This is a genomic window from Rhodococcus sp. JVH1 (assembly GCF_000280725.2).
Lineage (GTDB): Bacteria > Actinomycetota > Actinomycetes > Mycobacteriales > Mycobacteriaceae > Rhodococcus_F > Rhodococcus_F jostii_A.
The window spans coordinates 3221554-3245820 of the sequence record NZ_CP166289.1 but is presented as its reverse complement, the minus strand read 5'-3'; the positions used below and the strand labels follow the sequence as shown (position 1 = coordinate 3245820).

Sequence of the window (24267 nt, the reverse complement as noted above, 5' to 3'; positions counted from 1 at the left end):
TACGAGTGTCTAGCGCAGCGCGGTGGAGTCTGGCCGCCCTCGTGGTCGTGGTGGCTCTCGTCGTCGCGATCTGGCCGCGGGGCGACGACGCGGAGACGCCGTCGTACCAGGATCGGTTCGGTTCGGGTGGTCGCACGCCGACAGCGGTGAGCGCCGATCCCGACGCGCTCGCGGCACTGAGGACGCAGGCGGGGCTGGCATCGTGCCCGGCCGCGACGGCCACGTCCGAGCCGTCGCCGGGTTCGGTCCTGTCCGGCATCACGCTGGAATGCGTGGGCGACGGCAGCCAGGTGGATCTGGCCGCCGCGCTCGGTGGTAAACCGGCGCTGCTGAACCTGTGGGCCTACTGGTGCGGCCCCTGCGCCGAGGAGCTGCCCTATATGCAGCAGTTTTCGGATCGTGCAGGCGACGCGGTTACCGTGCTTACGGTGCACACCGATCCCAACGAGGCCAGCGCGCTGTCCCGGCTCGTCGATTACTCCGTCACCCTGCCCGGTGTGCAGGACGCCGACGGGCGTGTCCGCGCCGCGGTCGGAGCCCCGCCCGTCCTGCCCGTCTCGGTGCTGATCCGACCCGACGGCACGGTGGCCAAGGTCCTGCCGCAGCCGTTCCGCAGCGTCGACGAGATCGCGGACGCCGTCGAACAGAACCTGGGGGTGGCGGCATGACGAACTCCGTGGACGGTGTCGCCGTTCCGCCGTGGCTGCGCCGGGTCGTGCACCGGACCCCGGCCGACCCGCACAAGATCAACCCCGTCCTCGATCGTCGCGCACCCCGCGGCGCAACCACCCGTGAGGCGGCGGTGCTCGTGCTGTTCGGCGGCCCCGTCGAGGCGGACCCGCTGATGTCGGGAGGCCTGCCCGCCGACGCCGACATCCTGCTCACGCAGCGTGCGTCCACGATGCGTCAGCACAGTGGCCAGGTGGCATTCCCCGGCGGCGCCAGCGATCCCGGCGACGAGGGGCCCATCGCCACCGCTCTGCGCGAGGCGCAGGAGGAGACGGGACTCGACCCGTCCGGTGTCCGCCCGCTCGCCGTGCTCGAGGAGATCTTCATCCCGCCGTCCGGTTTCGACGTCACTCCCGTCCTCGCGTACTGGGAGAAGCCCAGCGAAGTCGGGGTGGTCGATCCCGCGGAGGCCGAACGTGTCGCCCGGGTGCCCGTGCACACCCTGATCGACCCGCGGAACCGGTTCCAGGTGCGTCACCCGGCCGGATACCAGGGGCCCGCGTTCGCCGTCGACGGCATGCTCGTGTGGGGTTTCACGGCCGGCATCCTGGCCGCGCTGTTCGCTGTCTCCGGCTGGGAACAGGAGTGGGACCGCCACGACATCCGCGACCTCGACACCGTCCTCGCCGAACTCGACAACGATCTGGACGACGACCATCTGACCCACGGTCACGGCCGGCCGGCGGCCGAGCGATGACGGGCTCGCACTGGATCGACCTGGCGATCGTGCTGATTGCCTTCGTCGCCGCGACGTCGGGCTGGCGGCAGGGCGCGGTGGCGTCGGTGCTGGCCTTCATCGGGGTCGTGCTCGGTGCGGTGGCGGGCATCCTGATCGCCCCGCACGTGCTGGTGCACGTGGACGAGGGCCGCGGTCGTGTGCTGGTCGGTATCGCCCTGATCGTGGTGCTGGTGATCGTCGGCGAAGTCGCGGGCATGGTCCTCGGCCGGGCCGCGCGGGGAAGCATGCACAGTCCGGTCGCGCGGTCCGTCGACAGCGTGATCGGCGCCTGCGTGCAGGCCGTCGCGGTGTTCGTCGCGGCGTGGCTGCTGGCGATCCCGCTCACGTCCTCGTCCCAGCCTCAGCTGGCGGCGGCGGTGCGCGGGTCGAGTGTCCTCGAAACGGTCGACAACATCGCGCCCGCCTGGATGCGGCAACTGCCCACCGAGTTCACCGCCCTGCTCGACACGTCCGGGCTTCCCGACGTCATCGGGCCGTTCGGGCGCACCCCCATCACGACCGTCGACCCGCCGGACGCCAGCGTCCTGCAGAGCCCCGTCGCGTCCTCGCTGCAATCGAGCGTGCTGCGGATCCGGGGTGTGGCCCCGAGCTGCCAGCGGGCGCTCGAGGGGTCCGGATTCGTCGTGGCCCCCGACCGGGTGATGACCAACGCCCACGTGGTCGCGGGGACGGCGGGCATCGTCGTCGACACCGCGAACGGGCCGATGGACGCCGAGGTCGTGCTGTTCGACCCGTCCGCCGACGTCGCGGTGCTCGAGGTGCCCGGACTGGACGCCCCCGTCCTGAACTTCGCGCCCGAGCCGGCGCAGACCGGCGACAACGCCCTGGTGCTCGGCTACCCGGGCGGTGGGCCGTACACGGCCAGCGCCGCGCGTGTCCGGGAGATCCTGGACCTCAGTGGTCCCGACATCTACCGGGCGGGAACGGTTCAGCGTGAGGTGTACACGGTCCGCGGTTCCATTCGGCAGGGCAACTCGGGCGGCCCGCTCGTCGACAGCGACGGCCGGGTGCTCGGGGTGGTGTTCGGCGCCGCCGTCGACAACAGCGACACCGGGTTCGTGCTCACCGCCGCCGAGGTGTCGCGTCAGCTGCAGGCGGCGTCCGGGGCGTCCGTCGCCGTGGACACCGGGGCGTGCATCCTCTGACGGCCGGTCAGACCGTGCGGGGTGCGACGAGGTCCAGCAGGGCGGCGTTGACGCGTTCCGGGGCTTCCCAGTGCGCGTAGTGGCCGACACCGGTCACCGTCTGCATCTGCTGGGTGGGCGCGAAGCGGTGGCTGCGGCGCACGGTGTCCGCGAGCACGTACGGGTCGAGGTCGCCGTGGAGGTGCAGCACCGGGATCCGCAGCGTCTGATCCATCGACGCCATGAACCGGCTGCCGTCCGGACGGAACTGGCTGCGGAACGCCCACCGCTGGTACTCCAGGGTGCAGTGCGCGGTCCCGGGAATCTGGATCGCCGAGCGCATCCGTGACATCACGACGTCGAACTCCGGGTTCTCCGACCAGGCGGGGCCGGAGCGCTCACGGATCAACCGTTCGACCTCCGATCCGTTGTCCCGGGTGAGGCGACGTTCGGGACGCCACGGCACCTGGCAGGAGACGAACGAGGGCAGCAGGGCCTTGCGCTGGTAGCGGTCGTGGAGGACGGCCTGCTTGAGCGCGACGGGATGCGGCGAGCTGACCAGTGCGATCGACCGGACGAGGCGAGCGTGGAGGACGGCCGTCGCCCAGCAGACGAGTCCGCCGTCGGCGTGCCCGACGAGGGTGGCCTCGCCGTAACCCATGGCGCGGATCAGACCGGCGATGTCGCCGGCCAGCGTCCACCCGTCGTAGCCGCGCGGCGGTTTGTCGGAATCGCCGTAGCCGCGGAGGTCGACGGCGACAGCCCGATATCCCTCCGCGGACATCGCGGTCAGCTGATGGCGCCACGACCACCAGAAGTCCGCGAATCCGTGCAGCAGGACGACGAGCGGCGCATCCGGTGCGGATGCGCCGACCTCGACGGTGTGGAAGCGGATTCCGTTGGCGTGGATGTCGCGATGAATCCAGGGGCCGTCGAAACGGACGGTAGACGGATCGGGTGATGCCACAGGAGCGAGTTACCGCGCGTGACGTCCGCTGGACGACGCGAGATGGGCTTCCGCGTCCGAATACGACGTCGGAAGGACCGTCTTGGCCTGCTTCAGGGAGTCGATGGTCTTCTCGGGCGCGCGGAGTTTGCGTACCCGCAGATAACCGAGCAGCGCGAGGAGCGCCGTCACCACGACCATGATCAGGAAGACGATCAGGAACGCCAGCCAGCGGGCGATCCACACGTCGAGGAGTTCGGCGAGGAAGAAGAAGAAGAAAAACGAGCTGAACAGCAGCACGGTGAACGCGAGGATGAAGAACAGGCTGCCCTGCAGGCCCTTCTTGACCTCACCGGTGACCTCGGCCTTGGCGAGCTCGACCTCGGCCCGGAACAGGGTGGACACCTGTGCGGTCGCATGCTTGACCAGCGTGCCGAGGCTCGCCTCGCCGGGTGTCTGAGCGTCCACGTCCGTGAGCGGGATCGACGACACCGTGTTCGGCACCCCGTCTCCCGTGTATCGCGGGCTGTCTCCCTTGCCGTGAGTGATGCTCACTTGTCGACCCCTCCAGGTAGCTCTTGCACGTCCGAGTCATCCTTCCGGGCCGCATGGGCCCGACCGCGTCGCCACAGTAACGCTGATCCGATCAGCGACGCTGTCAACGATGTCACGAGCACCGCGACCTTAGCTATCTCGGCCTCGCTGCCGTCACCGATTCCCGCAAGCGCGAGATCCGCTACGAGAAGGCTAACGGTGAACCCGATCGCACCGAGCACTGAGAGGGCAAACATGTCCCGGAACCCCAGTGCTCGCGGCTTCTTCGCGATACCCAGGCGGATCGCGAGCCAGGAGATGCCGAAGATGCCGACGGTCTTGCCGACGAGGAGCCCCGCGATCACGGACTGCGAGATGGGGTTGGTGAACAGCTGCCCGAGGAGCTCGCTGCTCAGGGCCACGCCGGACGCGAACAGGGCGAACACCGGGACGCAGACGCCCGCCGACAGCGGCTGGATGCGGTGCTCGAGGCGGGAGGCCGGGGATTCGCGCTCGCCGGGGTCGCGCCGGACGCGGGTGAGGAGGCCGAGAGCGACACCGGCGAGGGTGGCGTGGATTCCGGCGTCGTGCATGCAGTACCAGGTCAGCAGTGCGAGTGGAACGTAGAGCAGTGGGGTGGTGATGCGCCGGTGCTGGGCGAACGCGTAGACGGCCAGGCACACGATGGCGCCCAGAAGCCACAGCAGGGCGATCGAGCTGGTGAACAGGACCGCGATGAGCACGATCGCGAGGAGGTCGTCGACGACGGCCAGGCTGAGCAGGAACACGCGGGCGCTCGTCGGGATGCGAGACCCGGTCAGCGCCAGCACTCCCAGTGCGAACGCGATGTCGGTGGCGACCGGGATCGCCCAGCCCCGGTCCATGCCGGGAGTGCCGGCGCCGATCGTCGCGGCGATGATCGCGGGCACCACCACACCGCCGCAGGCGGCGATGATCGGGAGGAGGGCGCGTTTGCGGTCGGCGAGTTCGCCCACCACCAGTTCCCGCTTCAGTTCGAGGCCGGCGACGAAGAAGAAGACCGCCAGCAGCCCGTCCTGCGCCCACGTCCCGACCGTCAGGTTCAGGTGGAGCGCCTGCGGGCCGATCTGCCAGTCGCGCAGTGCGAAGTACGAATCCGAGACGGGGGAGTTCGCCCACACGAGGGCGATCGCCGCGGCGATCAGCAGGATCGAACCGCCGACCGTCTCGGTGCGGAGGTAGCGGGAGAGTTCGGAGCGGAGAGGCTGGGTCACCGGGGACGCTCGCTTTCGATGTGGTCCGGGTACGGCAAATGCTCTGCCGACCAGACTTCCCGGCGCACCGAGAAGAGCTTATCCAATTTGCCAAGCGAAAGACACGAGGTGTTCAATTCCTAAGAAATGGACTCTCGTCCCAATAGTTGAAATAGCATCGTGCAGGAGTAAGTCGAGTGAGCAGTGCCGTCGATACGTCGAAGCCAGATCCGGACGGCGGGGCCACCGTCGCCGGCGTACCCAGAAGCCGGATCGTCGTCGCGAGCATGGTGGGAACATCCATCGAGTTCTACGACTTCTACATCTATGCCACCGCGGCCGTGTCGGTGTTCCCACACCTGTTCTTCCCCAAGGGAAACGGCACCACCGCCTTGCTGGCATCGCTTGCCACGTTCGGTCTCGCCTTCGTCGCCCGGCCGCTCGGCTCGATCCTGTTCGGCCACTTCGGCGACCGCATCGGACGCAAGACGACGCTTGTCGGCTCACTCCTCACCATGGGCATCGCCACGTTCGTGATCGGACTGCTGCCGACGTACCACCAGATCGGCCTCGTCGCGCCCGCCCTGCTGGCGTTGATGCGTTTCTGCCAGGGTCTGGGACTGGGCGGTGAGTGGAGTGGCGCGGCGTTGCTCGCGACCGAGACCGCGCAGAAGGGCAAGCGGGCCTGGGCCGCCATGTGGCCGCAGCTCGGCGCACCCATCGGGTTCTTCCTCGCCAATGGTCTGTTCCTGATCATCACGCTGTTCCTGGACCACGACAACAGCAGTCCCGACCTGGACGGCGCGTTCCTGACGTGGGGCTGGCGTATCCCGTTCCTGCTCAGCGCGATCATGGTGATGATCGGCCTGTACGTGCGGCTGAAGCTCGAGGAGACGCCCGTGTTCGCCCGCGCGGTCGCGCGGGGCGAGAAGGTGAAGACCCCGCTGGCCGAGGTGTTCAAGACCAGCTGGCGTCAGCTGATCATCGGCACGTTCGTCATGCTCGCCACCTACACACTCTTCTACATCATGACCACCTGGGTGCTCAGCTACGGCACCGGCAAGACCCCCGCCCAGGGCGGCACCGGAGCCGGCTTCCACTACACCGACTTCCTCGTCCTCCAGCTGATCGCGGTCCTGTTCTTCGCGGCCGCCGTCCCCGTCTCCGGATGGCTGGCCGACCGCTTCGGCCGCCGCATCACGCTGCTCACGATCACCGGGCTCATCATGGTCTTCGGGCTCACGTTCGGTGTGATGCTGAACCAGGAAGGCATGGGCAACGCCCGCATGCTCGTATTCCTGGCCATCGGAATGTTGTTGATGGGCATGACGTTCGGGCCGATGAGCGCCGTTCTGCCCGAGCTGTTCCCGACCAACGTGCGCTACACGGGCTCGGGGATCGCCTACAACACCGCCAGCATCCTCGGTGCCGCCGTCGCGCCGTTCATCGCCACCTGGCTCGCCACGTCGTACGGCGTCGGCTGGGTCGGCATCTACCTGCTGATCGCCGCCGCGCTCACGTTCGTCGCGCTGCTCCTCATGCGCGAGACGCGCGACCAGTCGCTCGACGACGTAGGGGCGTAGCCCCCGTGCGTGGTTGACGAGTCCAGGGACTCGTCAACCACGCACGGGCCGCGCAGCGGCCTATAGTTCTTGCATGGCGAAAGCCGTGCTGCTGTCCAGGACGGCCCGGATCCGGCTGCCGAAGCAGGATCTGTGGTCGTTCCTCGCCGATACCGATCGGCTCAACCGCAACATCGATCTGTCGCCGGTGCACTTCGCTCCGATGCTGGACCGTCGGCGCAAGGGTCATTATTCGGCGGAGACCCGTTCGTACGGGCGGCGGGTGCGGTACGAGGAATTCCCGTTCGAGTGGATCGAGGGCCGCTTCTACCAGGTCCTTCGCCGCTTCTCCCGCGGTCCGCTCGCGGAGGTCTCCACGGGTGTCCGGCTTCGCCCGGCCGCCGACGAGACCGAGGTCGAGGTGTTCGCCCGGATCGTCCCGCGGACCTGGTTCGGGGCGATTGCGGCACGAACCCTGCTGGCCCGCACGGGCATCCGGAAGACGGTGGCGCTCGCGCGGGCGTTAGAACTCCACATCCGCGACCCGCACACGCATGCCGTGCCCGCCCTGCCGCCGCCGGAGCAACTCGACGCCGGCCGACTGGAACTCCGCACGGCACAGCTGTCTCGATCGCACGATGACCCGAACCTGATCGGGCGCTTGGAATCCCACCTGCGGACCGCGTCCGACCTGGAGGTGACGGGCATGCGGCCGTTCGAGCTGGCGGACCGCTGGGGGATCGATCGGATGCAACTGCTGTACGTCTTCCTCCACGCCGCGGACTGCGGACTGCTGGACCTGAGCTGGAGCGTGCTGTGCCCGGTCTGCCGGACGGTCCGCGAGGACGCCGGTCGGATTCGACAGCTGGCGAGCCGCGTCCACTGCGACACGTGCGACATCGCCTTCGACACCGACCTGGCACGGTCGGTGGAGATCCGCTTCGACGTCAACCCGGCCGTGCGCCGGGCCGAGCGGGCCCGGTACTGCATCGGTGGTCCGGCGAATTCCCCGTCGGCGGTGGCGCAGCTGCGGCTCGAGCCGGGCGAGCAGCGGTCCGAGCGGCTCGAAGTCGACCCGGGGTGGCTGCGGCTCCGGTGCTATCAGGTGGGCACCCCGGTGGCCTGCGAGGTCGGCCCTGCCGGTGGAACGCTGCGGGTCGAGTGCGGGCCCGGCGAACTCCGGGTGCATGGTTCGCCCGACACCGACGGCGCTTTACGGCTGGAGGTCGACAACCGGCTCCCCGGCGAAGCGCTGGTGGTGGTCGAGCGGGAGCGGTGGAAGGACGCCGCGGCGACCGGCGCGCTCGTCACGTCGCTCGACGGTTTCCAGGACCTGTTCCCGGATCAGGGGGTGGAAACCGTCGAGCGACGTGACGAGCGCGCCCGGCGACGAGATCGGGATAGCGAACCTGGCGGTGCTGTTCACGGATCTGAGCGGTTCGACCGCCCTGTACGAGCGCATCGGGGACGTCCGGGCGTTCGCGTTCGTGCAGAGCCATTTCCGCTACCTGCGTGACGCCGTGGTGCGCGAGAACGGCGGTGTCGTGAAGCAAATGGGCGACGCGGTCATGGCGACGTTCGCCGATGCGAGGGAGGCCTGGTCGGCGGCGTCGACGATGCAGTCCGGCTGGGACAACTTCCGTCGCGGGCACCTCGGCGACGACGACTCGGTGGCGTTGAAGGTCGGGCTGCATCAGGGGCCCGCCGTGATGATCGACAACGACGGCCGGATCGACTACTTCGGCGCGACCGTCAACTTGGCGGCGCGGGTGCAGGGTTGTGCGGCGGGCGGCGACATCGTCCTGTCCCGGGCCGTTCACGACGACCCGGAGGTGGCGCCGCTGCTGGCGGAATCGGACTACGGGTGCAACGTCTTCACGACCGGTCTGAAGGGTATCGGCGAGGAGCAGACGCTGTGGCGGCTTCGCCGCCCGTGAGTGGTTGAGGCGTGCAGGGACTCGTCAACCACTCACGGGGCGCGGAGCGCCCTACTTGCCGCGGATCGCGTCGAAGACCTTGGGGTCGACGAGCGTGGAGGTGTCGCCGAGGTCGCGGCCTTCGGCGATGTCCTTGAGCAGGCGACGCATGATCTTGCCGGAGCGCGTCTTGGGGAGTTCGGGGACGATCGTGATCTGGCGGGGCTTGGCGATCGGGCTGATCTCCCGGGACACTTCGGCCTTGAGTTCGGCGATGAGGGTGTCGCCGGTGTTCTCGACGCCCTCGCGGAGGATGACGAACGCGACGATGCCCTGGCCGGTGGTCTCGTCCGCGGCGCCGACGACGGCGGCCTCGGCGACACCGTGGTGTCCGACGAGGGCGGATTCGACCTCGGAGGTGGAGATGCGGTGTCCGGAGACGTTCATGACGTCGTCGACGCGGCCGAGGACCCACAGGGCGCCGTCCTCGTCGTACTTGGCGCCGTCGCCGGCGAAGTACCAGCCCTGCTCGGGGTAGCGGGACCAGTAGGTTTCGCGGTAGCGGTCCATGTCGCCCCAGATGCCGCGGAGCATCGCCGGCCACGGCTTGTCGAGCACGAGGTAGCCGGAGCCGCCGGCGCCGAGTTCGTTGGCGTCGTCGTCGACGATCTTCGCGGAGATACCGGGCAGGGGTGCCATCGCCGATCCGGGTTTGGTGGCGGTGATCCCGGGGAGCGGGGAGATCATGATCGCGCCGGTCTCGGTCTGCCACCAGGTGTCGACGATCGGGGCTTTGTTTCCGCCGATCACCTCGCGGAACCACTTCCAGGCCTCGGGGTTGATCGGTTCGCCGACCGAGCCGAGGAGCCGGATCGAGGTCAGGTCGTGGGCGTCGGGAATGTCGCGACCCCACTTCATGAACGTGCGCACCAGGGTGGGTGCGGTGTAGTAGATGCTGACGCCGTACTTCTCGATGATCTGGAAGTGGCGGTGCTCGTCGGGGGAGTTCGGGGTGCCCTCGTAGACCACCTGGGTGACACCGTTGCTCAGTGGCCCGTAGACGATGTAGCTGTGGCCGGTGACCCAGCCGATGTCGGCGGTGCACCAGTACACGTCTTGACCGGCCTTGTGGTCGAAGACGTTGTGGTGGGTGTACGACGCCTGGGTGAGGTAGCCGCCGGAGGTGTGGATGATGCCCTTGGGCTTTCCGGTGGTGCCGGAGGTGTACAGGATGAACAGCGGGTGCTCGGAGTCGAACGGCTGCGCCTGATGGGTGCCCTCCGCCTTCTCGACGGTCTCGTGCCACCACAGGTCACGGCCCTCGGTGGTGTCGACGTCGATGCCGGTGCGCTTGACGACGAGCACGTGCTTGACGGACTCGGCGCCGTTGACGGCCTCGTCGACGGCGGGCTTGAGGGGTGCGGCCTGGCCGCGGCGCCACTGTCCGTCGACGGTGACGACGAGCTTGGCTTCGGCGTCGTCGATGCGTGAGCGCAGGGCGCTGGCGGAGAAGCCGGCGAACACCACCGAGTGGGTCAGGCCGAGGCGGGCGCAGGCGAGCATGGTGACGATGGCCTCGGGGATCATCGGCATGTAGATCGCGACGCGGTCGCCGGCGACGAGTCCGAGGTCGGTGAAGGTGTTGGCGGCCTTGCTGACTTCGGCGAGCAGGTCGTTGTAGGTCAGGTCGCGGGTGTCGCCCGGTTCGCCCTCGAAGTGGATGGCGACGCGGTCGCCGTTGCCGGCGATCACGTGGCGGTCGACGCAGTTGTAGGCGACGTTGAGCCGTCCGTTCACGAACCACTTCGCGACGGGGGCGTCGGACCAGTCGAGGACCTCGGAGAAGGGGGCGTGCCAGTGCAGGCGCTCGGCCTGCTTCGCCCAGAACGCGAGGCGGTCTTCGTCGGCGGCAGCCTGGAGGTCGGGGCCGGCGTTCGCCGTGGCGGTGAACTCGGGGCTCGGGGGATACACCTGCGGGACGGAATCAGAATGTTCCGACTTCTCCGTCGCTCCGCTCGCCTGTGCTGCACTGGTCATTGTGGCCCGGCCTTCTTTCCAGTCTCGAATTCGGCACTTCTAGCACGTGTGAGGGTAGTCACATGGTCTCCCGAGCGCACCGTTGCACAGGGTTGCATGCCCATATTCTGCGACGATCGGTCGACTGGACGCGACGGACGGCGACCGGGTGCGACGAGTGGAGACCCCTGCGCCGACGATGTTTCGATCAGGTGCCGATTGCACGAGTTTCGCCCGTCGTGGCTACACAAATTGAAACGTTGACTTATCGTCATCCCATCATTCGGGCTGCGCCCGGAACCGCTGCCCGGAACCATGCAGATCTGGGAGGATCGTTTTGCGCATCACACGTGTGGCAACCGCCGTTCTGGCGGTCGGCCTGGCAGCAGGGATGCTGTCCGCCTGCTCCTCCGGAGATTCGACGAGCGGGGGTGGTAGCGGAATCGTCAACGCCTGGGCAGGTGAACCGCAGAATCCGTTGATTCCCACCAATACCAGCGAGAATCAGGGTGGCCGCGTCGTCGATTCGCTCTTCGCAGGGCTCGTCTCCTACGACGCGGAAGGCGGGGTGAACAACGAGGTTGCCGAGTCGATCGAGACGACCGACGGCAAGAACTTCACCGTGAAGCTGAAGGACGGCTGGACGTTCACGGATGGCACGCCGGTCACGGCGGCCTCGTTCGTCGACGCCTGGAATTACGGCGCGCTGTCCACGAATGCACAGATCCAGGCGTCCTTCTTCGACCCGATCCAGGGCTACGACGAGGTGGCCGCCGAGAACCCGACGGCGCAGACCATGTCGGGACTGAAGGTGGTCGACGACTCCACGTTCACGATCGAACTGAAGCAGCCCGAGTCGGCCTTCCCGGACCGCCTCGGGTTCGCGGCCTACTACCCGCTGCCTGCGGTGGCGTACCAGGACATGGCCGCGTTCGGCGAGAATCCCATCGGCAACGGCCCATACATGATGTCCGGCCCCGGAGCGTGGCAGCACAACGTCCGGATCGACACCGTCGTGAACCCCGACTACAACGGCAACCGCAAGCCGAGGAACGCCGGCGTCGACTTCGTCATGTACAACAGCCTCGACACGGCGTACACGGATCTGCTCGCCGGCAACGTCGACGTCCTCGACCAGGTGCCGCCGAGCGCGGTCACCACGTTCGAGACCGACCTGCCGGGCCGCACCGTGAACCAGCCGTCCGCGACCATCGAGACGTTCACGATCCCGGGCCGTCTGCCGCACTTCAGCGGTGAGGAGGGCACGCTGCGCCGCCAGGCCATCTCGATGGCGATCAACCGCGATCAGATCACCCAGCAGATCTACAACAACACCCGCACCCCCGCGCTCGACTTCACCAGCCCCGCCATCGAGGGCTGGTCGGATTCGCTCGTCGGCAACGGCAACCTGAAGTACGACCCGGAGGTGGCGAAGAGGCTGTGGGCCCAGGCCGATGCCATCGCACCGTGGTCGGGCAGTTTCGAGATCGCGTACAACGGCGACGGCGGCCACAAGGAATGGGTCGATGCCACCGCCAACAACATCCGCAACACCCTCGGTATCGACGCGAAGGGCAAGGAGTACCCCACGTTCGCGCAGATCCGCACGGAGGCCACCAACCGCACCATCCCCAGCGCGTTCCGTTCGGGCTGGCAGGGCGACTACCCGCAGCAGTACGGCTTCCTCGCGCAGAACTACCAGACCGGTGGCAGCTCCAACGACGGCGACTACTCGAACCCCGAGTTCGACCGGCTCCTGCGCGCCTCCGCGGGTGAGGTCGATCCCGGCAAGGCCCAGGAACTGCTGAATCAGGCGCAGGAAGTTCTCCTGCGCGACCTGCCCGCCGTCCCCACGTGGTACCGCAACGCCGCCAGCGGCTGGTCGGAGAACGTGTCGAACGTGGTCATCGATTGGAAGGGCATTCCGATGTACTCCGACATCGAGAAGAACTGACGCACCGGAGATTCTTCGACGACGGGTGGGGCCGCGAGCTGTCAGTTCGCGGCCCCGCTCGGGAGTACGAGCCGAGGCTACGGATTCCTGACGTCACTGCTCCCGACGAATAGGAGGTGATCCGATGCTCTGGTACGTCGGTCGCCGTTTGCTCCAGATGATCCCCGTTTTTCTCGGGGCCACGTTCCTGATCTACGCGATGGTGTTCCTGCTGCCCGGAGACCCCATCGCCGCGCTGGCCGGCGACAAGGCACTCAGCCCCGCGGTGGCGGCCCAACTCCGTGAGCGATACCACCTCGACGAGCCGTTCCTGACGCAGTACCTCCTGTATCTGAAGGGCATCTTCACCCTCGACTTCGGTACGTCCTTCTCCGGCCGCGCCGTCAGTGAGGTTCTGGCGCAGGCATTCCCGATCACCATCAAGTTGTCCCTGATGGCACTCGCCATCGAGGGGATCTTCGGGGTCGGCTTCGGCCTGTGGGCCGGACTCCGCAAGGGCGGCATCTTCGACAGTTCCGTCCTCCTCGTGAGCCTGGTGATCATCGCGATCCCGATCTTCGTCATCGGCTTCCTGGCCCAGTTCTTCGTCGGCGTGAAATGGGGGCTGGTGCCGCCGACGGTCGGTGGCAACACCAGTTTCAAGAATCTGCTGCTGCCCGCGTTCGTCCTCGGGTCGGTGTCGTTCGCGTATGTACTCCGGCTCACCCGGACGTCGGTCGCGGAGAACCTCACCGCCGACTACGTGAGAACCGCGACGGCCAAGGGTCTTTCGCGGCGCCGCGTGGTGCAGGTGCACGTGCTGCGGAACTCGCTGATCCCGGTGGTCACGTTCCTGGGCGCCGACCTCGCGACCCTGATGGGCGGTGCGATCGTCACGGAGGGCATCTTCAACATCAACGGTGTCGGCGGCACGATCTATCAGGCGGTCACCCGCGGTGAGGCGCCGACGGTGGTGTCCTTCGTGACGGTGCTGATCGTCATCTATCTGCTCGCCAACCTGCTCGTCGACCTCCTGTACGCCGCGCTCGACCCGAGGATTCGCTATGTCTGAGAAAGTGGAGAACGAGTCGCCTCGGACGGGCGACCGGAAGACCCGGCAGGCGCATTTCGTGGCACCCGAAGAAGTGGCGGCGCCGGGAGAGACCGACGCCGTCCACATCGACCAGCCGCCGACGAGCATGTGGTCGGATGCGTGGCGGGACCTCCGCAAACGTCCGCTGTTCCTGGTCGCCACGGTGATCATCGTGGTGGTGATCGCCGTTGCGGCTTTCCCCGGTCTGTTCACCGGCACCGATCCCAGGTTCTGCGATCTCGCGTTCAGCATGCAGGGGCCGTCGTCGGGGCACTGGTTCGGATTCGACAAGCAGGGCTGCGACATCTATTCCCGCACGATCTACGGGGCGCGGGCGTCGGTGCTGGTGGGTGTCGGGGTCACGTCGATCGTGCTCGTCGTGGGCGTGGTGTTCGGTGCGGTCGCCGGGTACTACGGCGGCTGGGCCGACTCGCTGCTGTCCCGGGTGGCCGACATCTTCTTCGGCATCCCGCTCATCCTCGCCGCGATCGTCCTGATGCAGCTGTTCGCCAACCGCACCATCTGGACGCTGATCGTCGTCCTCGCCCTGTTCGGCTGGCCTCAGATGGCGAGAATCGCTCGCGGCGCAGTGATCTCGGCGAAGAACAACGACTACGTGATGGCGTCGCGGGCGCTCGGGGTGTCGAACATGCGCACCCTCGTCCGGCACGTGCTGCCCAACTCCCTCGCCCCAATCATCGTGATCGCGACCATCTCGCTTGGCATCTACATCGTGGCCGAGGCGACGCTGTCGTTCCTCGGCATCGGTCTGCCGTCCACCGAGATCTCCTGGGGCGGAGACATCAGCACCGCCCAGGTCACGCTGCGTCAGGGGTCGCCGATCCTCTTCTATCCGGCGACCGCGCTGGCGATCACGGTGCTCGGTTTCATCATGATGGGCGACGCTCTGCGGGACGCGCTCGATCCCAAGGCCAGGAAGAGGTGAGCGCGGTGTCCACGAACGAACTAGCCGGACCGCAGAATTCGGCCGACGAGGTGCCGCTGCTCGAGATCCGGGACCTGGAAGTGTCGTTCCAGTCCCATTCCGGGCTCGTGCCCGCGGTGCGCGGTGTCAGCCTCACGGTGTATCCCGGGCAGACTGTGGCGATCGTCGGCGAGTCCGGTTCGGGCAAGTCCACGACCGCCCACGCGATCATCAACCTGCTGCCCGGAACGGGAAAGGTGACCGGCGGCCGGATCCTGTTCGAGGGGCAGGACCTCGCGGAGGCGTCCGAGCGCGAGTTCGTCGCGCTGCGCGGTCAGAAGATCGGCCTCGTCCCGCAGGACCCGATGTCCAACCTCAACCCGGTGTGGAAGGTCGGCTTCCAGATCGAGGAGGCGTTGGAAGCCAACGGGATCGCGAAGGGCAAGGCCGCGAAGGCGCGTGCCGCCGAGCTGCTCGAGGAGGCCGGACTCGCCGACGCCGAGGACCGCCTGGGCCAGTATCCGCACGAGTTCTCCGGCGGCATGCGTCAGCGCGCCCTCATCGCCATCGGGCTGTCGGCCCGCCCGCAACTGCTGATCGCGGACGAGCCCACGTCGGCACTCGACGTCACGGTCCAACGCCAGATCCTCGACCATCTGGACGGTCTCACCAACGAGCTGGGTACCGCGGTCCTGCTCATCACCCACGACCTCGGCCTGGCCGCCGAGCGGGCCGAGCACCTGATCGTCATGAGCAAGGGGCGGGTGGTCGAGGCGGGGCCGGCGCTGGAGATCCTGCAGCGGCCGCGCCACCCGTACACCCGGAAGCTGGTGGCCGCGGCGCCGTCGCTGGCGTCGCAACGCCGGAGTTCTTCACTGGCCCGGGCGGACATCCGGGAGCACGCCCTCGAGGTGGTGGGCGAGGCCGAACAGCACGGTGAGATCGGCGTCGAGTTCGGCAACGCCACCGACGACGTGGTCGTCGCCACCGGACTGACCAAGGTGTTCAAGATCCGGCACGGGCTACGGAAGTCCACCGACTTCACCGCGGTCGACGACGTCTCCTTCGCGGTCCGGCGCGGAACGACAACGGCCATCGTCGGCGAGTCGGGGTCGGGCAAGTCGACGGTCGCGCAGATGGTCCTCGGGCTTCTCGCGCCGACGTCGGGGAATGTCGTGTTCGACGGCAAGGACGTCGCGACGCTGGACCGCCGGGAGACGCTCGCGTTCCGTCGCCGGGTGCAGCCGATCTTCCAGAACCCGTACGGCACGCTCGACCCGATGTACTCGATCTTCCGCACCGTCGAGGAGCCCCTCCGCACCCACAAGGTGGGGACGAAGGCGGAGCGGGAAGCGCGGGTCCGCGACCTGCTGGACAAGGTGGCGCTGCCGGCGTCGGTGATGCGGAGGTTCCCGAACGAGCTGTCCGGTGGCCAGCGGCAGCGGGTGGCGATCGCCCGGGCGCTGGCGCTGCAGCCGGAGATGGTGGTGTGCGACGAGGCGGTGTCGGCGCTCGACGTGCTGGTCCAGGACCAGATCCTGACGCTGCTGAACGACCTGCAGGCGGAGCTGGGGTTGACGTACCTGTTCATCACCCACGACCTGGCGGTGGTGCGGCAGATCGCCGACGACGTGCTCGTCATGTCCACTGGCGCGATCGTGGAGAAAGCGACCACGGATGAGGTCTTCACGTCACCGAAGGAGGAGTACACGCGGAAGCTGCTGGACGCGATTCCGGGCGGATCGATCCGGCTCGGCGCCTGACGCTGGACGGCGCCGGGTAGCGTTCCGGTACGTGAGCGACCCGTTGCAGCCCCTCGTCGACCTTCCCGGCGTCCGCGAAGCCGCGGACCGTGCGCGCGACGCGCTCGGTGCGGTTCACCGCCACAAGACCAACCGGCGCGGCTGGCCGACCACGGCGGCCGAGGCGGCGGTCCGCGCGGCCCGCGCCTCGGCGTCACTGGACGGCGGCAGTACCGAGTTACCCGCTCCCGGCGAGGCAGGCGACCCGATTCTGTCGGGGGCGCTGCGGGTCGGGCAGGCCCTCGACGGTGACGCCCTCACGCTTCTGCAGTCCACCTGGCAGCGGGCACCGCTGCAGGCCCTCGCGCGGCTCCATCTGCTGGCCGCGGCCGACCTCGTGGAAGATCAGGAATTGCTCGGCAGGCCGCGTGCCGGGTCCGGCGTCGCGGAGCGGCTCGACGGTCTCGCCCAGCTCGTGACGGGGGGAACGGCTGCCCCCGCGCCGGTTCTGGCGGCCGTGGTGCACGGGGAATTGTTGACGCTGAAGCCGTTCGGGGTCGGCGACGGTATCGTCGCGCGCGCCGCGTCACGCCTGGTTTCCGTGGCGAGCGGGCTCGATCCCCACAATCTCGGGGTCCCGGAGGTCAGCTGGTTGCGCCGTCAGCAGGCGTACCGCAACGGGGCGGCCGCGTTCGCGTCGGGCGAGCCGGAGGGTGTCGGCAGCTGGGTCGTCCTCTGCTGTGGCGCTCTGGAGGCCGGAGCCCGGGAGGCCACCTCGATCGCGGAGGCCGCGGCGAGTTAGCCGAAATGCCCTGCGCTGCAACAAGTTCCCGAACATGTGAAACGGGCGGCGCTGCCGACTGGTGTCGACTTCGCCGCCCGTTAGCACGGACAACCGGTTACCAAGCGTGCAAAGGTGGGTTGTGTGGGTGGCCTCGGCGAGAGTCCGAATATCCTCGGGTCGTCCTTGCAACCTGTGCAGGGTCCTTGCCGGTGAAGACTCGGGTCTCGCAGGCCCACAACGCTTCTGCCCTTATAGTGGCTTATGCTTCGCGTGGGTACCTAGTGCCCGTGCTGGGAATCCTGGTCGGGAGATCGATCCTTCTCTTCTGGGTCGACCTTGGCCTTCCGTTCTTCCGTAACTCCTTTGTACCCCGTGACCCCCCTCACAGCAAGTATCAAATTCGGTTTGTGACCGTGTCGCGGGTTGCGGCGGTCAGCGCTTGCGGCGCAACACTCCATACGTGAACGCACCCGCGACCAGGGCCCCGACGCTCACCGCCGCTGTGGTCACGACGGTGGTCGCGGACGGCGCCTGGAGGCGTGCCCGGAGGGAGACCGGATTGGAGAAAGTTAATATGGGCCAACCGTTTCCGGCCGCGGCCTTCCGCAAAGCCCGGTCCGGGTTGACCGCCGTCGGGTGGCCGACCGCGGTCAGCATCGGGAGATCGGTCACGGAGTCGGAGTAGGCGTAGCATGCCGACAGGTCGTAGTGGTATTCGTCGGCCAGTTGCCGCATCGCGTCCACTTTGCCTTCGCCGTAGCAGTAGAACTCCACCTCGCCGGTGTAGAGCCCGTCCGCGACCGCCATGCGGGTGGCGGTGCTGCGCGTGGCCCCGAGTGCTTCGGCGATCGGCGCCACCACCTCCTCGCCTGACGCCGACACCACGATGACGTCGTGGCCCCGCAGCTTGTGGTCCGCGATGAGGTCGGCGGCCTCCGCGAACACCAGAGGGTCCACGATGTCGTGGAGGGTTTCGGCGACGACGGACCGGACCTGGTCCACGTTCCAGCCCGCGCACATGCTCGTGAGGTAGGCGCGCATCCGCTCCATCTGATCGTGATCCGCGCCCGACAGCAGGAACAGGAACTGCGCGTAACTGCTCTTGAGAACCGATCGGCGGTTGATCAGGCCCTGGTCGAAGAACGGTCTGCTGAACGCGAGGGTGCTGGATTTCGCGATGATCGTCTTGTCGAGGTCGAAGAATGCGGCAACCCGACCTGTCTCGGTGTGTCGACCTGTCTTGGCACTTCTCTGTGGCTTCGCGGTCACAATTTCCAAGGATATGCGGACTTCGGGTGGGGTGGGGGCTCGTATGACGGGGCGGAGGAAGGGTCTTTCGGCACTATCGACACGACGGAACGTTTCAACAGTTGAACTTGCAAATACTGATCGGGGGAGGTGTAGTATTGCTGATGTCCGGATTTGATCCGGGCGATGTTCAGCCCGACCCCCCGGGGCTGAACACTGACGACCCTCGCCTCCTCCCCCCCTGGCGAGGGTCGTCCTCTGTCTGCGGCGGGTCTGCCGCACTCCTCGGCTCGAACCCTTGAAATTGGTGCGCTGGTACCAGTTTCTATCCACAGGGCCGAAGTTGTCCACAGTTCGAGCCGAGCCCCTTCCGGCAGTCTCCGGCAGCGGGCACGCTCGCTGCATGGACGCAGAAGGCAGGGGTGAAGTGCTGGTTCTGGTCGACGACCCGGCATTGCTGCACAGCATCAGGCGCGTGGCGGCAGCGGCCGACCGGGCGCTGAACGAGGTCGACGTCGCCGACGCCCGGCACGTCTGGGGAAGCGCCCCGATCGTCGTGCTCGACGCGCGAGCAGCCGCCGCGTGCCGCAACCGGCTCCCGCGCCGGCGGCGGGTGGTGCTGCTGTGCGACGGGCCGCCGGGCATCGACGAGTGGCGGATCGCGACCGCGGTCGGGGCAGAACACGTGCTCGCGGTACCCGAGGACGAGTCCGCGCTGGTCGCCGTGCTCGGCGAGCAACCCCAGCGTCCCGACGCGGACGGCACCGTCGTCGCCGTCGTCGGCGGATGCGGCGGTGCGGGCGCCTCCACGCTGGCGGCGGCCACAGCCCTCACCGCGGCGTCGCGGCCGCAGCCGGCCCTTCTGCTCGACACCGATTCTTGGGGGTCCGGCCTCGACGTGCTGCTGGGCATCGAGGACATGCCCGGACTGCGATGGTCGGGTCTGTCGATCGAGGGCGGCCGGATCTCCTCGGGCGCGCTCCGGGACGCCCTCCCTGCCCGCGGCGAGCGGCTGCGGGTGCTCGCCTGCAGCCGGACGGGGCACGGCGCCGGACCGACAGAGGCCGCGGTCCGTGCGGTCACCGATGCCGGCCGTCATGCCGGCGATCTGGTCGTGTGCGACGTGTCGCGGTTCCCCGGCCCGGTCACGGAAACCGTCCTCGAACTCGCCGATCTGGTGGTCCTCGTGGTGCCCGCGACCGTCCGGGCCTGCATCGCCGCGGGAAAGGTATCGCAGTGGATCACCGAGAGGAACTCCAACCAGGGACTCGTGGTCCGCGGCCCCGCACCCGGTGGGCTCCGCGGCGCCGACATCGCGGAGGTTCTCGACCTGCCGCTGATCGCGTCGATGCGCGCCGAGCGCGCGCTCACCGGAATGCTCGAACACGGCGGATTGAGGCCTGGCAGGCGCTCCCCGCTGGGCGCCGCGGCCGAGGCGGTCCTCGACACGGTCGGCAGCAGACCGCGGTCGCGGGAGTGGGCGGCATGAGTTCCCTCGTCACACAAGACCTCCTCGACCGGGTGCGCGAACGTCTCGCGCACACGTCCGGCGAGCCGACGCCGGCGACGGTCGCCGCTGCCATCCGTACCGAGTCCGGTGGCGTGCTCGGCGACACCGATCTGCTCGGGGCGCTGCGGGTGCTCATGACCGAACTCACCGGCGCCGGCCCACTCGAGTCGTTGCTGACGGAACCGGGAGTAGCGGACGTGCTCGTCACCGCGCCCGACCGCGTGTGGGTCGATCGAGGCCGCGGGCTCGAACGTGCAGCCGTCCGGTTCACCGACGAGGCGGCGGTGCGCCGGCTCGCGCAGCGGCTCGCGCTGTCTGCCGGGCGCCGCCTCGACGACGCTCAGCCGTGGGTCGACGGAAGGCTGCGCGACGTCGGAAACGGCTCGTTCGGTGTGCGGCTGCATGCCGTCCTCGCTCCCGTGGCTCAGGGCGGCACCTGTCTGTCGCTGCGGGTGCTGCGCCCGGCCACCCAGGGGCTCGGCGCGCTCGTCGCGGGCGGTGCCGTGGCTGCGGCGGCCCACGACCTGCTGATGACGATCGTGCAGGCACGGCTCGCCTTCCTGGTCACCGGCGGCACCGGCGCAGGCAAGACCACGCTGTTGGCCGCATTGCTGGGGGCGGTGGACCCGGCGGAACGGATCGTGTGCGTGGAGGATGCCGCGGAGTTGGCGCCGACGCACCCGCACGTGGTCCGGCTCGTGGCCCGGGCACCCAACGTCGAGGGCGTGGGTGAGGTCACCGTCCGGGACCTCGTCCGTCAATCGCTGCGTATGCGACCCGACCGGATCGTCGTCGGCGAGGTTCGCGGCGCCGAGGTCGTCGACCTGCTGACGGCGCTCAACACGGGTCACGACGGCGGTGCCGGAACGGTGCACGCCAACTCGCCCGAAGAGGTTCCGGCACGGCTCGAAGCGCTTGCGGCACTGGGTGGAATGGACCGCGCGGCGCTGCACAGTCAACTGACCGCTGCCGTGCAGGTGGTCCTGCACGTCCACCGGTCGTCGAGCGGGGCGCGGCGGCTGACGCAGATCGGTGTCGTCACTCGGGACGAACACGGGCGCGTCACGATCGTGCCTGCCTGGAATCACGACACGGGTGAGGGTCCGGCGGTGGACCGTCTCCGCCACTTGTGTTCTCGGCGTGGACCGGTGGACTCGGGGACGGTGGTGCCGACGTGATCGCCGGTCTGGTGGTCCTCGGCTGCGCGGTGCTTGCGGTGCCGTCCGCGAGATCGCGGCCCCGGTTGCTCGCGGTGACGGGCAGGGAGGGTCCTCGTCGCCGGTTGCGTCTGCCCTGGGTGGTTCCGGCGGCGCTCGCGGGCATTCCGATCGTGTACGAAGTGGGCGGGCTCTGCGCGGTCCTCGCCGCGACGATCGTCTGCGCAACTGTGCGTTTCAGATCGGCGCGACGCAGGGCGGCGAAAGCGAAGGATGCCGATCTGCGTGTCGTACTGTCGAGTCTCGAGGTGGTGACGGCGGAACTTCGGGTGGGTGCTCATCCGGCTGCCGCATGCCAGACGGCGGCCGACGAGTCGGCAGGCAGTGTGGCGGCGGCATTCCGGGCTGCGTCGGCGCGCTCGCGGCTCGGAGGATCGGCCGCGGACGGGTTCCGGATCACGGACTCCCGCGTCGGTACCGAGTTGGGGCGGATCGCCGATATCTGGGCGGTGGCCGATGCGCACGGTCTCGCGCTGGCGGAACTGCTCGAGGCGGCACGGACGGACCTGTTGGGACGCAATCGCTTCCGTCAGCGAACGGAGGCCTCCCTGGCCGGCGCGAGGGCGACGGCGACCGTACTCGCCGGGCTGCCGCTGCTGGGTGTCGGTCTCGGCCAGATGATGGGGGCGGCCCCTCTGACGGTGCTGTTCGGCGGTGGTGTGGGCGGAATCCTGTTGCTGCTCGGTGCGGGGCTGGTGTGCGCGGGCCTGTTGTGGACCGACCGGATCACCGGACGCGTGACGGGATGATCTGGTGCGCGGCACTTCTCCTCGCCTGCGGCGTGCTGGCGCTGCCCGCACCCAGCTCGCCGGTACAGCGAGTGCGCGGCAACGGCGGTCGCGGCCCGGGTGACGCGGCGTCCGCGGTCGACGACACCGCGCGCCGTGAGGACCCGCTCGCGATCGCCGCGACCTTCGACCTCCTGGCAGCGTGTCTGCGCGCCGGACTGCCCGTCGCGACCGCGGCGCAGGCCGTGTCGCGGACGGCGCCGGCACCGCTGTCGGAATCGTTGCGCCGCGCCGCGGACCTGCTGTCGCTGGGGGCGGATGCGGCGACCGCGTGGGAGGCGGCGGCGTCGGACCCAGCCACCGAATCGCTCGCCCGCATGGCGCGCCGGTCGGCCGCATCGGGATCGTCGCTCGCGGGTTCGATGACGGAACTCGCCGCCGACGGCCGGATCCAAGTCGAGCACTTGGCGGCGGCGGCGGCCGAACGAGCGGGCGTGCTCATCAGTGGCCCCCTCGGGCTGTGCTTCCTGCCGGCATTCATCTGCCTCGGCATCATCCCGGTCGTCGTCGGGCTGGCCTCGCGGGTGCTGGACGGCGGGCTGTTGTGACACATCGGCACTTCCGGAGCAGAACCGCTGCGCCGGACACTCTGAAGGGGGAACACCATGGGACACGGAATCCGGGCCTTGGCGGAAGTTCGAGCACTGATCGCTCGCTTGACGCTGCTCGCGACGGACGAGGACGGCATGTCGACGGCGGAGTACGCCATCGGCACCATCGCGGCGGCGGCCTTCGGCGCCGTTCTGTATTCGGTCGTCACGGGATGTCAACGAGTACTGTAATGGCATGGATGCTGTCGTGTACGCCCGGATTTCCCAGGACCGTGCAGGTGCAGGGCTAGGCGTAGAACGCCAGGAATCCGACTGTAGAGCCCTCGCCGAGCAACTGGGCTGGAACGTCACCCACGTTTTCGTGGACAACGATGTGAGCGCCTACGGCAGCAAGCCCCGCCCGCAGTATCTCGCCATGCTCAAGGCGTTCGAGTCGGGCAAGTATCAGGGTTTGCTGAGCTGGCACGTTGACCGGTTGTATCGGTCGATACCGGACCTGTCGAAGCTGGTCGAAGTCTGCGACGCCAACAAGGTTGAGATCCGGACCGTGAAGGCGGGAAAGATTGATCTATCGACATCGGCGGGCAGGTTGAACGCCACGATGTTCGCCAGCATCGCCCGGTATGAGGTGGAACGTTCAGCGGAGCGCATCAAGAGCGCTAAGCAGCAGCAAGCGTTGGATGGAAAGTTCAGGGGTGGCCCGCGACCGTTCGCTTACAAAGAGGGCGGCATGGAATTGGAACCCACTGAGGCTGATGCGTTGCGTGACGCTGCCGAGCAGTTCCTACGGGGTGTGTCGCTGATGTCTATCTCGCGGCAGTGGATGGATGCAGGAATCAAGACTGCTCGCGGGACGGAGAAATGGACTGTGACTGCGCTGCGGAAGGTGCTGACGCGGGCACGGAACGCTGGGTTGGTGGAGCAGGGGGACAAGATCGTTGGTCCGGCGTTGTGGCCGGCGGTGTTCGATGCGGAGACGCTGCACGCTGTCCGGGCGGTTATTGCTGATCCCTCACGACGTGTGAGTACCTCGTATGAGCGTGTGCATCAGGGCGCGGGGATCTATCGCTGCGGGAAGTGTGGGGAACCTATGAAGGTGTTCACCATGCGCGGAGGTGGGGATACCTCGTACAAGAGCTATCGGTGCGCTGCCAAACCTCACCTATCTCAGCGGAAGGAACCGTTGGATGACTTCATTGATCAGGTGGTGGTTGCGAGGCTTTCCCGCGCGGACGCGGAGCTGATCCTGGACCACGGTCACGGTGTGGACGTTGTTGCGTTGCAGATGGAGCGTGACGGGCTACAGGCGCGGAAGAAGGAGTTGGTGACGCTCTTCGCGAGCGGAGATATCGACGGTGTGCAGTTGAAGGCTGGCAGTGCTCACCTGCAAGCGAAAATTGACCGCCTTGATGCGCAGCTTTCGTCTGCGAGGCAGTCTTCGCCGTTGGCTGACCTGGTGTTGTCCGGGGATGATCTGCGTGCGGTGTGGGAGGGGTTGTCGGCTGACGTTCGGGGGAAGGTAATTGGGCAGCTGATGAGTGTGACGATTCTGCCTGTGGGGAGTGGTCAGCGCCCGAAGGGTGGGGGTTTGGATATGGAGCGGGTCAAGATTGATTGGAAAGTCTGACTCCTACACTGACAATCCGGGTAATGCAGTGATCTACACCACAGTAAGTAT

At 68.0% G+C, this 24267-nt stretch carries 22 protein-coding genes; 17 read left to right on the top strand and 5 right to left on the bottom strand.

Annotated features, from left to right (window positions below; genetic code table 11):
• The first annotated feature begins 5 nt into the window (after positions 1-5).
• The 3 genes from JVH1_RS14815 to marP are packed head-to-tail and all read left to right on the top strand — an operon-like array spanning position 6 to position 2613.
• Complete coding sequence (locus tag JVH1_RS14815) at positions 6-668, top strand: TlpA disulfide reductase family protein (protein WP_011596763.1); 663 nt, start codon at positions 6-8, stop codon at positions 666-668.
• Positions 665-1426 (top strand): CoA pyrophosphatase, encoded by a 762-nt coding sequence (locus JVH1_RS14810; RefSeq protein ID WP_005256094.1) that lies wholly within the window; start codon positions 665-667, stop codon positions 1424-1426. The genes JVH1_RS14815 and JVH1_RS14810 overlap by 4 nt, the downstream gene beginning before the upstream one ends.
• The gene (gene marP, locus JVH1_RS14805; RefSeq protein ID WP_009477376.1) at positions 1423-2613 is read left to right on the top strand and encodes an acid resistance serine protease MarP; all 1191 of its coding nucleotides are present in this window, start codon (positions 1423-1425) and stop codon (positions 2611-2613) included. Before JVH1_RS14810 ends, marP begins: the two co-directional genes overlap by 4 nt.
• A gap of 7 nt (positions 2614-2620) precedes the next feature.
• Here the strand turns inward: marP and JVH1_RS14800 are convergent, their stop codons facing one another.
• Genes JVH1_RS14800 through nhaA form a run of 3 tightly spaced genes read right to left on the bottom strand, consistent with a single transcriptional unit; the run spans position 2621 to position 5325 of the window.
• Complete coding sequence (locus JVH1_RS14800; protein ID WP_009477377.1) at positions 2621-3559, bottom strand: alpha/beta fold hydrolase; 939 nt, start codon at positions 3557-3559, stop codon at positions 2621-2623.
• A 9-nt stretch (positions 3560-3568) separates the two neighbouring features.
• On the bottom strand, positions 3569-4093 hold the full coding sequence (locus tag JVH1_RS14795) for a phage holin family protein (RefSeq protein WP_009477378.1): 525 nt from the start codon (positions 4091-4093) through the stop codon (positions 3569-3571).
• Positions 4090-5325 carry a Na+/H+ antiporter NhaA gene (gene nhaA / locus JVH1_RS14790; protein WP_009477379.1) on the bottom strand — a complete coding sequence of 412 codons (1236 nt, stop codon included), beginning with the start codon at positions 5323-5325 and terminating at the stop codon, positions 4090-4092. The genes JVH1_RS14795 and nhaA overlap by 4 nt, the downstream gene beginning before the upstream one ends.
• 176 nt (positions 5326-5501) lie before the next feature.
• Between nhaA and JVH1_RS14785 the strand changes: the two genes are divergently transcribed.
• The 3 genes from JVH1_RS14785 (at position 5502) to JVH1_RS14775 (ending at position 8803) form a co-directional block, all read left to right on the top strand.
• A complete protein-coding gene (locus tag JVH1_RS14785; protein WP_009477380.1) occupies positions 5502-6887 on the top strand; it encodes an MFS transporter in 1386 nt (461 codons plus the stop codon).
• Positions 6888-6960: 73 nt separating this feature from the next.
• Positions 6961-8382, top strand: coding sequence for a DUF5939 domain-containing protein (locus JVH1_RS14780; protein WP_237735238.1), 1422 nt, complete (start codon positions 6961-6963; stop codon positions 8380-8382).
• The gene (locus tag JVH1_RS14775; protein WP_237735239.1) at positions 8282-8803 is read left to right on the top strand and encodes an adenylate/guanylate cyclase domain-containing protein; all 522 of its coding nucleotides are present in this window, start codon (positions 8282-8284) and stop codon (positions 8801-8803) included. Before JVH1_RS14780 ends, JVH1_RS14775 begins: the two co-directional genes overlap by 101 nt.
• 51 nt (positions 8804-8854) lie before the next feature.
• Here the strand turns inward: JVH1_RS14775 and acs are convergent, their stop codons facing one another.
• Positions 8855-10819 (bottom strand): acetate--CoA ligase, encoded by a 1965-nt coding sequence (acs, locus tag JVH1_RS14770; protein ID WP_009477383.1) that lies wholly within the window; start codon positions 10817-10819, stop codon positions 8855-8857.
• 316 nt (positions 10820-11135) lie between these two features.
• Here acs and JVH1_RS14765 point away from each other — a divergent pair, with 316 nt between their 5' ends.
• The 5 genes from JVH1_RS14765 (at position 11136) to JVH1_RS14745 (ending at position 17293) form a co-directional block, all read left to right on the top strand.
• Positions 11136-12752 (top strand): ABC transporter substrate-binding protein, encoded by a 1617-nt coding sequence (locus JVH1_RS14765; RefSeq protein ID WP_009477384.1) that lies wholly within the window; start codon positions 11136-11138, stop codon positions 12750-12752.
• Positions 12753-12876: 124 nt separating this feature from the next.
• Positions 12877-13803 (top strand): ABC transporter permease, encoded by a 927-nt coding sequence (locus tag JVH1_RS14760; RefSeq protein WP_009477385.1) that lies wholly within the window; start codon positions 12877-12879, stop codon positions 13801-13803.
• Entirely contained in the window at positions 13796-14770 is a 975-nt protein-coding gene (locus JVH1_RS14755) for an ABC transporter permease (protein WP_009477386.1), read from the top strand. The genes JVH1_RS14760 and JVH1_RS14755 overlap by 8 nt, the downstream gene beginning before the upstream one ends.
• On the top strand, positions 14767-16512 hold the full coding sequence (locus JVH1_RS14750) for an ABC transporter ATP-binding protein (protein WP_009477387.1): 1746 nt from the start codon (positions 14767-14769) through the stop codon (positions 16510-16512). Before JVH1_RS14755 ends, JVH1_RS14750 begins: the two co-directional genes overlap by 4 nt.
• A 31-nt stretch (positions 16513-16543) precedes the next feature.
• Complete coding sequence (locus JVH1_RS14745) at positions 16544-17293, top strand: hypothetical protein (protein ID WP_009477388.1); 750 nt, start codon at positions 16544-16546, stop codon at positions 17291-17293.
• Between the two features lie 414 nt (positions 17294-17707).
• Here JVH1_RS14745 and JVH1_RS14740 read toward each other — a convergent pair whose 3' ends face one another.
• Entirely contained in the window at positions 17708-18544 is an 837-nt protein-coding gene (locus JVH1_RS14740; protein WP_009477389.1) for an HAD-IB family hydrolase, read from the bottom strand.
• A gap of 382 nt (positions 18545-18926) precedes the next feature.
• On the opposite strand from JVH1_RS14740, the gene ssd reads away from it, so the two are divergent.
• Genes ssd through JVH1_RS14710 form a run of 6 tightly spaced genes read left to right on the top strand, consistent with a single transcriptional unit; the run spans position 18927 to position 24216 of the window.
• Complete coding sequence (ssd, locus tag JVH1_RS14735; RefSeq protein WP_043780671.1) at positions 18927-20012, top strand: septum site-determining protein Ssd; 1086 nt, start codon at positions 18927-18929, stop codon at positions 20010-20012.
• Positions 20009-21211 (top strand): TadA family conjugal transfer-associated ATPase, encoded by a 1203-nt coding sequence (locus tag JVH1_RS14730; protein ID WP_009477391.1) that lies wholly within the window; start codon positions 20009-20011, stop codon positions 21209-21211. The genes ssd and JVH1_RS14730 overlap by 4 nt, the downstream gene beginning before the upstream one ends.
• Positions 21208-21999 carry a type II secretion system F family protein gene (locus JVH1_RS14725; RefSeq protein ID WP_011596776.1) on the top strand — a complete coding sequence of 264 codons (792 nt, stop codon included), beginning with the start codon at positions 21208-21210 and terminating at the stop codon, positions 21997-21999. Before JVH1_RS14730 ends, JVH1_RS14725 begins: the two co-directional genes overlap by 4 nt.
• Positions 21996-22586, top strand: a complete 591-nt coding sequence (locus JVH1_RS14720; RefSeq protein WP_011596777.1) for a type II secretion system F family protein — start codon at positions 21996-21998, stop codon at positions 22584-22586. The genes JVH1_RS14725 and JVH1_RS14720 overlap by 4 nt, the downstream gene beginning before the upstream one ends.
• A gap of 57 nt (positions 22587-22643) precedes the next feature.
• Positions 22644-22820, top strand: a complete 177-nt coding sequence (locus JVH1_RS14715) for a DUF4244 domain-containing protein (RefSeq protein WP_009477392.1) — start codon at positions 22644-22646, stop codon at positions 22818-22820.
• 4 nt (positions 22821-22824) lie between these two features.
• Positions 22825-24216: a recombinase family protein gene (locus tag JVH1_RS14710; RefSeq protein WP_009477393.1), complete on the top strand. Its 1392-nt coding sequence runs from the start codon at positions 22825-22827 to the stop codon at positions 24214-24216.
• The last annotated feature ends 51 nt before the right edge of the window (positions 24217-24267 follow it).